Here is an 8,416-nt window from a genome sequence, read left to right as displayed (position 1 = left end):
GCGAACAACCTCGCCCTGCTGCGCACCGTCACCGCCCGCCCGACCCCGCTCCCGATCCACCTCGTCACCAGCGGCGCCGTCTCCGTCGGCCGCACGGACCCGGTACGGGACGTGGCCCAGGCCGCCACCTGGGGGCTGGGCCTGGTGGCCGGTCTGGAGCGGCCCGACTGCTGGGGCGGCATCGTCGACCTGCCGGAGCAGCCGGACGACCGGGTCCTGAACAAGCTGCTGCGGCTGCTCGGGCAGCAGCCCGGGGAGTTCGGCGACTCGGGCACGGAGGAACAGTTCGCCCTCCGTCCCGCCGGAGTCTTCGTCCGCCGCATGGTCCGGGCCGCGCAGAGCACACCGGTCCGGTCCTGGCAGCCCGGTTCCACCGTGCTGATCACCGGAGGTACCGGCGGCGTCGGACGCCACCTCGCCCACCACATGGCCGCCCGGGGCGCGCGCAAGCTCGTCCTCACCGGTCGCCGTGGCCCGGACGCCCCCGGCGCCCGGGAGCTGGCCGCCGAACTCACCGCGCGAGGCGTCGAGACGATCGTCGCCGCGTGCGACGTCACCGATCGGGACCAGGTCGCCGCGCTGCTCGCCGAGCACCCCGCCGACACGGTGATCCACGCCGCCGGTGTGGCGCAGGCGACCGCGCTTGCCGACTGCGAGGAGACCGAACTCGCCGCGGTGACCGCGGCCAAGACCGAGGGCGCCCGGCACCTGGACGAACTGGCCGGTGACATCGGCGCCCTCGTGCTCTTCTCCTCCGGCGCGGGCGTCTGGGGCGGCGCGGGCCAGGCCGCCTACGCGGCGGGCAACGCCGTACTCGACGCGTTGGCCCAGGACCGCCGCGCCCGGGGGCTGGCTGCCACCGCCGTCGCCTGGGGCGGCTGGGCCGAGGGCGGCATGGCCGACGACGGGCAGGCCGCCGCGGAACTCGGCCGGCGCGGGCTGCACGCCATGGACCCGCGCCTCGCCCTCGAAGCGCTCGACCAGGCGCTGGACGCCGACGAGACCTGCCTGACCGTCGCCGACATCGACTGGGCACGCTTCGCGCCCGGCTACACGGCGGCCCGCGCCCGTCCGCTGATCATGGACATCCCCGAGGCCCAGGCGGCGCTCGCGACGCCTGACACCCCGGGCGACGACCCCCGCGAAGCCGACGAACTGTACGACCACCTGGTCGAGCTGACCGGGCCGCAGCGGACCAAGCACCTGCTCGATCTCGTACGGGAGCACGCCGCGGCCGCGCTCGGCTACGCCGACTCCACCGCGATCGAGGCCGGCCGTGCCTTCCGGGACATGGGCTTCGACTCCCTGATGGCCGTCGACGTGCGTAACCGCCTGCAGGCCGCCACCGGCCGCAAGTTGCCGCCGACCCTGGTGTTCGACCACCCGACCCCCGCCGACCTGGCGGACCACCTGCTCGTCGAGGTGCTCGGCGAGCAGGACCCGGCCGAGGGCACCGCGGCCCGGGCCGTCGGCGGAGCGGAGGACGAGCCGCTGGCCGTGATCGGCATGAGCTGCCGGTACGCCGGCGGCGTGGACTCGCCCGAGGACCTGTGGCGGCTCGTGCTGGAGGGCACCGACGCCATGGGGCCCTTCCCGCAGGACCGCGGCTGGGACGTGGAGAACCTCTACGACCCCGACCCCGACAACCCCGGCACCTCCTACGCCAGGGAGGGCGGCTTCCTCGCGGACGCCTCCCACTTCGACGCCTCCCTCTTCGGGATCAGCCCCCGCGAGGCGGTGGCCACCGACCCGCAGCAGCGGCTGCTGCTGGAGGCGACCTGGGAGGCGATGGAACGGGCCACGATCGACCCCTCGTCCCTGCGCGGCAGCCAGACGGGCGTCTTCGTCGGCACCTCGTTCGTCGGATACGGCATCGGGGCCCAGCAGCCGGGCAACGAGGCCGAGGGCTTCTTCCTCGCCGGCACCGGTACCGCCGCCGCGTCCGGCCGTATCTCCTACACCTTCGGCCTCGAAGGGCCCGCCGCGACCGTCGACACGGCCTGCTCGTCCTCCGCCGTGGCCATCCACCTCGCCTGCCAGGCGCTGCGGAACAACGAGTGCGACATGGCGGTCGCGGGCGGCGCCGCCGTCCTGGCCACCCCTGCCTCCTTCACGGAGTTCAGCCGCCAGCGCGGCCTCGCCGCCGACGGCCGGTGCAAGCCGTTCGCCGCGGCGGCCGACGGCACCGGCTGGGGCGAGGGGGTCGGCATGATCCTGGTGGAGCGACTCTCCGACGCGCTGCGCAAGGGACATCCCGTCCTCGCGCTGATCCGCGGCACCGCCGTCAACCAGGACGGCGCCTCCAACGGCCTGACCGCCCCCAGCGGCCGCGCCCAGCAGAAGGTCATCCGCCAGGCACTGGCCAACTCCCGGCTGGAAGCCGCCGACGTCGACACCGTCGAGGCGCACGGCACGGGCACCACCCTCGGTGACCCCATCGAGGCCCAGGCGATCCTGGCGACCTACGGCCAGAACCGCCCCGAGGACCGGCCGCTGTGGCTCGGCTCGGTGAAGTCCAACATCGGCCACACCCAGTCGGCGGCAGGCGTCGGCGGCGTCATCAAGACCGTGATGTCGCTGCGCGAGGGGGTCCTGCCCGGAACGCTGCACATCGACGCACCGACCCCGCACGTCGACTGGTCGACGGGCGCGGTCGAACTGCTGACGGAGACCACCCCCTGGCCCGACATCGACGGGCGCCCCCGGCGGGCCGCCGTGTCCTCCTTCGGCGGCAGCGGCACCAACGCCCACCTGGTGCTGGAGCAGTACGTGCCGGAGCCGGCGCCCGCCCAGGGCCCCGAGCGCGCCCCCGAGGCGGACCGGACCGCCACGTCCGAGCGGACCCCCGAGGCCGACCGGGCTCCCCAGCTCGACCGTGCTCCCGAGCTCGACGGCGTGGTGGCACCCTGGCTGCTGTCCGCCCGGAGCGCGGAAGCGCTGCGGGGCCAGGCCCAGCGGCTCCTCGAACACCTGGACGCCGCCCCCGCAGCCCACCCCGCCGACATCGCCCACTCGCTGACCGCCACCCGAGCCCTGCTCGGACACCGCGCCGCCGTGGTCGCCGCCGACGACGCCGACCGCCGGGCCGCGCTCGGCGCCCTCGCCCGGGGCGAGGCCGCGCCGCATCTGGTCCAGGGCGTCGAGCGACCCGGAAAGGTCGCCTTCGTCTTCCCCGGGCAGGGCGGACAGTGGGAGGGCATGGCCGTCGAGCTGATGGCGACCTCCGAGGTCTTCGCCGCCGAGCTGTACGCCTGCGGCGAGGAGTTCGCCCGCCACCTGGACTGGTCGCTGATCGACGCCCTGCGCGGCGCCGAGGGCGCCCCGCCACTGGACCGGGTCGATGTGGCACCGGTCGTGCTGTTCGCCGTGACCGCGGCGCTCGTCGCGCTCTGGCGGGCCCACGGCGTCGAACCCGACATGGTCCTCGGCCACTCGCAGGGCGAGATCGCCGCCGCCTACGTCTCCGGTGCCCTCACGCGCGCCGAGGCCGCCCGGGTCATCGCCCTGCGCGGCAAGGTGCTTCTCCCGCTGGCCGGCCTCGGTGGCATGGCGTCCGTGGCCCTGCCGGCCGAGAGGACCCGCGAGCTGCTGAAGCCGTGGGGCACGCGGCTCTCCCTGGCCGGGATCAACAGTCCCGCCTGGACGGTCGTCGCCGGCGAACGCGAGGCACTGGGCGACTTCCTCGCCGAGTGCGAGAAGGACGGCGTCCGCGCGAAGCGCATCCGGGTGGAGTTCTCCTCCCACTGCGCCCAGGTGGAGCCGATGGCCCGCGAGCTGGCGGAACTGCTCACCGGCCTCAGCCCCAGGACGGGCGGCATCCCCTTCCACTCCACGGTCACGGGGGAGCGGACGGACGGCGAACACCTCGACGCCGCCTACTGGCAGCGGAACCTCTCCACCCCCGTCGACCTGGACCGGGGCGTGCGGGGTCTGGTGGAGCAGGGTGCCCGGTTCCTGGTGGAGATCGGCCCGCACCCGGTCCTCGCGCCCTCGCTCGGCGAGATCCTCGACGACATCCCCGACCTCTCCCCGGGAGAGGTCACCGTCCTCGGCACGCTCCGCCGCGACCACGGCGGCATGGAACGCTTCCTCCTCTCCGTCGCCGAACTCCACACCCACGGCGGCACGGCCGATCTCACCACGCCTCTCGCCGAGTTGCCGGTGCGGACCGTTCCGCTGCCGGTGTACGCCTTCCACCGGGAGCGGTACTGGCTCGACACCGCCTCGCCGGGCGTCGGCGACCTCGGCGCGGCAGGTCTGAGCAGTACCGGCCACCCGCTGCTGACCGCCACGCTGACGCTCGCCGACGGCGCGAGCACCGTGTTCACCGGGCGGCTGTCCCTGCGCACCCACCCCTGGCTGGCCGACCACGCCGTTCTCGGCACCGTCCTGCTGCCGGGCACCGCCTTCGTGGAGATGGCCCTGCACGCCGGCGCCCGGGTAGCGGCCCCCGTACTGGAGGAACTCGCCCTGGGCGCACCACTGGTGCTGGGCGAGAACCACGCCGTGGAGATGCAGGTCACGGTCGGCGCTCCCGGCGAGAGCGGCAGCCGGGAGGTGTCCGTGCACGCACGTGACGCCGACGTCGAGGACGCCCCGTGGGTCCGGCACGCCACCGGCACCCTCGCGCCCGCCGCCGACGCGCCCGCCGCCGTCGCGGCTGCCGCCCGGTCGCTCACCGCCTGGCCACCGCCGGGCACCGAACCGGTCGAACTCACCGGCTTCTACGAGGCCATCGCCGACGCCGGCTACGCCTACGGCCCCGCCTTCCGGGCGCTCACCGGAGCCTGGCACCGCGGTGACGAACTCTTCGCCGAGGTGCGTCTGTCCGACGAGGTGTCCGACAAGGGCTTCCTGCTCCACCCGGCGCTCTTCGACTCGGCTCTGCACGGCATCGGCCTGCTGCGCCGCCTGCGCGACGGCGCCGAGGCCGACGCCGGACGTACCGCCGCCCTCCCCTTCATGTGGCGGGAGGTGACACTGCCCGCCACCGGCGCGCAGACACTGCGCGTACGGCTCACCGAGTCCGAGGACGGCATCGGCCTCGAACTCTTCGACGACACCGGAACTCCGCTCGGCGGGGTGGGAGCCCTGGTGGCACGGCCGGCAGGCGCCGAACTGGCGGCTGTCCGGCACAATCTGGCCGACACGCTGCTGCACGTGGACTGGGGGACCGAGGTACCGCTCCCCGCCGCCGCTTCCGGCCGTCTCGCGCTGCTCGGGGACGACGCCTGGCTCGACGGGGCGTTCGGGGAGACCAAGCCCGACGAGGCCGACGTCGTCCTCGTGCCGTTCGTCGAACCCGCCGCCGGATCCGACACGGCCGGTGCTGTGGAGGAGGCCGTCACCCGGGCTCTCGGACTGATCCGTGACCGGGTCGCCGACGAACAGCACGCCGGACAGCCCCTGGTGCTGGTCACCCGAGGCGCTGTCGCCACAAGCGACGACGACCTGGCGGACCTGGTCAACGCCCCCGTGCGCGGCCTGACGCGCTCCGCGCAGGCAGAGCACCCCGGCCACTTCCTGCTGGTCGACCTCGACCCGGCGGCCGAGCCGGACCCGGCGCTGCTGCACCGGGCCGTCGTCGCCGCACTGGAAGCGGGGGAGACCGAGGTCGCCGTACGCGGCGGGCTGGTCCTCGCGCCCCGACTGGCCCGGATGCCCGCACCCGAAGGACGTACCGACGAACCGGGACCGGCGCCGCGCACCGGCCTGGAGACGGAAGACGGCACGGTGCTCGTCACCGGCGCCACCGGCACCCTCGGCAGCGCCCTCGCCCGGCACCTGGTGCGACACCACGGCGTGCGGCACCTGCTGCTGCTCAGCCGCAGCGGCCCGGCCGCGCCCGGCGCCGACGAACTGGTCGCCGAACTCGACGACCTCGGGGCCCGGGCAAGGGTGGCCGCCTGCGATGTCGCCGACCGCGAGGCACTCGCCGCCACCCTCGCCCGGATCCCCGCGGAACACCCGCTGACCGCCGTGGTCCACACCGCCGCCGTCCTCGACGACGGCGTACTCACCCAGATGACGGACCAGAGCGTCGCGCGTGTGCTCGGGCCCAAGGTGCGAGGCGCGGTCAACCTGCACGAGCTGACCCGGGACGCGGAACTCACGGCGTTCGCGCTGTTCTCCTCCGCCGCCGGTGTAGTCGGCGGCGCGGGGCAGGCCAACTACGCGGCCGCCAACGTGTTCCTGGACGCCTTCGCCGCGCACCGCCGCCGCCTGGGGCTGCCCGCCGTGTCGCTGGCCTGGGGCCCATGGGCCGAACGCACCGGACTGACCGGGACACTCACCGAGGCCGACGTGCTCCGGGTGACGCGCTCCGGCATGAGCACGCTCACCACGGAGGACGGCATGGCCGCCTTCTCGGCAGGCTGTGCCGCGGACCGCCCGCTGGTGGTGCCGATGGCCTTCCGGCCCGCGGCCCTGCGGGGGCGCGACCTGGTGCCCCCGCTGTTCAGGACGCTGGTTCCCCGCCAGAAGCAGCGGACGGACGCCGGCTCGGGAGACCCCGCGGCCTTGCGGGCCGCGCTCTCCGGGGTGCCCGAGTCCGACCAGCGGCGAGTCGTGCTCGACCTGGTCCGCGGCCAGGTGGCCGCCACCCTCGGCTTCGCCACCGGCGCGAGTATCGATGTCGACCGGGGCTTCCTGGAACTCGGTCTGGACTCCCTGACCGGTGTCGAACTGCGCAACCGGCTGGCCGCCGCGACCGGGCTGCGACTGCCCGCCACGCTGGTGTTCGATCACCCCAACTGCACCGAACTGGCCCGCTATCTCCGCGGTGAACTGGCTCCCGAGCCGGTACGGGAGGCCGACCGGCTGCTGGCCGAACTGGCCCGTCTGGAAGTCGACCTGGCGCGGGTGGACGGCGACGAGGAGGGCCGCGCCCGGGTGGCGGCCCGGCTGCGGGCGCTGGCCGACCGCTGCAAGAGCGAGCAGCCCAGGCGGGAAGAGAACCTGGACTCCGCCTCCATCGATGAGGTCTTCGACCTGCTCGACACCGAGTTCGACACGCAGTGAGAGGACGCGAACAGCACACCATGAGCGACACGGACCCGGAGCAGCAGGAGAAACTGCTCGCCTACCTGAAGCGAGCCACGACGGAACTGCGCGACGCCAACCGCCGCGTGCGCGAACTGGAGGACGAGTCCCGCGAACCGATCGCGGTGATCGGCATGGCCTGCCGTTACCCCGGCGGCGTCCGCTCTCCGGAAGACCTGTGGAACCTGGTCGAGTCCGGCACCGACGCGCTCGGTCCGCTGCCCACGGACCGGGGCTGGGACCCGGCCCTGACGTCCGCCGCGCCACGCGGCGGATTCGTCCACGACGTCGGTGACTTCGACGCCGGCCTGTTCGGCATCAGCCCGCGCGAAGCCGCCGCCACCGACCCGCAGCAGCGGCAGCTCCTGGAGGCGTCCTGGGAGGCGTTCGAGCGGGCAGGCATCGACGTACGCACCCTGCGCGGTGGACGCACCGGCGTCTTCGCCGGCGTGATGTACCACGACTATCCGTCGGTGGTCGATCCCGAAGCGCTCGACGGCTACCTTGGCACCGCCAACGCCGGCAGCGTCCTGTCCGGCCGTGTCGCCTACACCTTCGGACTGCAGGGCCCGGCGGTCACCGTGGACACGGCGTGCTCGTCGTCCTTGGTGGCACTGCACCTCGCCGCGCAGGCGCTGCGCGGCGGCGAGTGCGAACTCGCGCTGGTCGGTGGGGTCACGGTCATGTCCGGGCCGATGATGTTCGCGGGGTTCGGCCTGGAAGAGGGCAGTGCCGCCGACGGCCGCTGCAAGTCCTTCGCCGCCGCCGCCGACGGCACCGGCTGGGGCGAGGGTGTCGGTGTGCTCCTGGTGGAGCGGCTGTCGGACGCCCGGCGCAACGGGCACCGGGTGCTGGCTGTGGTGCGCGGCAGCGCGGTCAACCAGGACGGCGCGTCCAGCGGCCTCACGGCCCCCAACGGACCCGCCCAACAGCGGGTCATCCGCCAGGCCCTGGAGAGCGCGGCTCTCCTGCCGTCCGAGGTCGACGCGGTCGAGGCACACGGCACCGGTACGACCCTGGGTGATCCGATCGAGGCGCAGGCGTTGCTGGCGACCTACGGTCAGGAGCGGACGGAGCCGCTGTACCTGGGCTCCATCAAGTCGAACATCGGGCACACCCAGGCCGCCGCCGGGGTGGCGGGTGTGATCAAGATGGTGGAGGCGATCCGCCGGGGCGTACTCCCGGGGACGCTGCATGTCGACGAGCCCACCCCTCAGGTGGACTGGTCGGCGGGTGCGGTGGAGCTGGTGACCGAGGCACGCCCCTGGCCGGAGACCGGCCGGCCCCGTCGGGCCGGGGTCTCGTCGTTCGGTGTCAGCGGTACCAATGCGCATGTGGTGCTTGAGGCTGTTCCGGCGGAGGAGTCCGCGGAGGT

At 74.2% G+C, this 8,416-nt stretch carries 1 protein-coding gene and 2 pseudogenes; all 3 read left to right on the top strand.

Annotated features, from left to right (window positions below):
- Nucleotides 1–15 precede the first annotated feature (15 nt).
- Nucleotides 16–6,255: pseudogene (locus E0D90_RS20645) on the top strand (SDR family NAD(P)-dependent oxidoreductase); the annotation flags it as partial.
- 72 nt (nucleotides 6,256–6,327) lie between these two features.
- Nucleotides 6,328–6,753 (top strand): annotated as a pseudogene (locus tag E0D90_RS28640) (acyl carrier protein); the annotation flags it as partial.
- 287 nt (nucleotides 6,754–7,040) lie between these two features.
- Nucleotides 7,041–8,416 (top strand): type I polyketide synthase (locus E0D90_RS20640; RefSeq protein ID WP_174856236.1); only part of this gene is annotated, 1,376 nt, incomplete at its 3' end.

Origin of the sequence: Streptomyces otsuchiensis, from assembly GCF_004305975.1 — a bacterium.
GTDB lineage: Bacteria > Actinomycetota > Actinomycetes > Streptomycetales > Streptomycetaceae > Streptomyces > Streptomyces otsuchiensis.
This window is presented reverse-complemented; position numbering and strand designations above follow the sequence as displayed.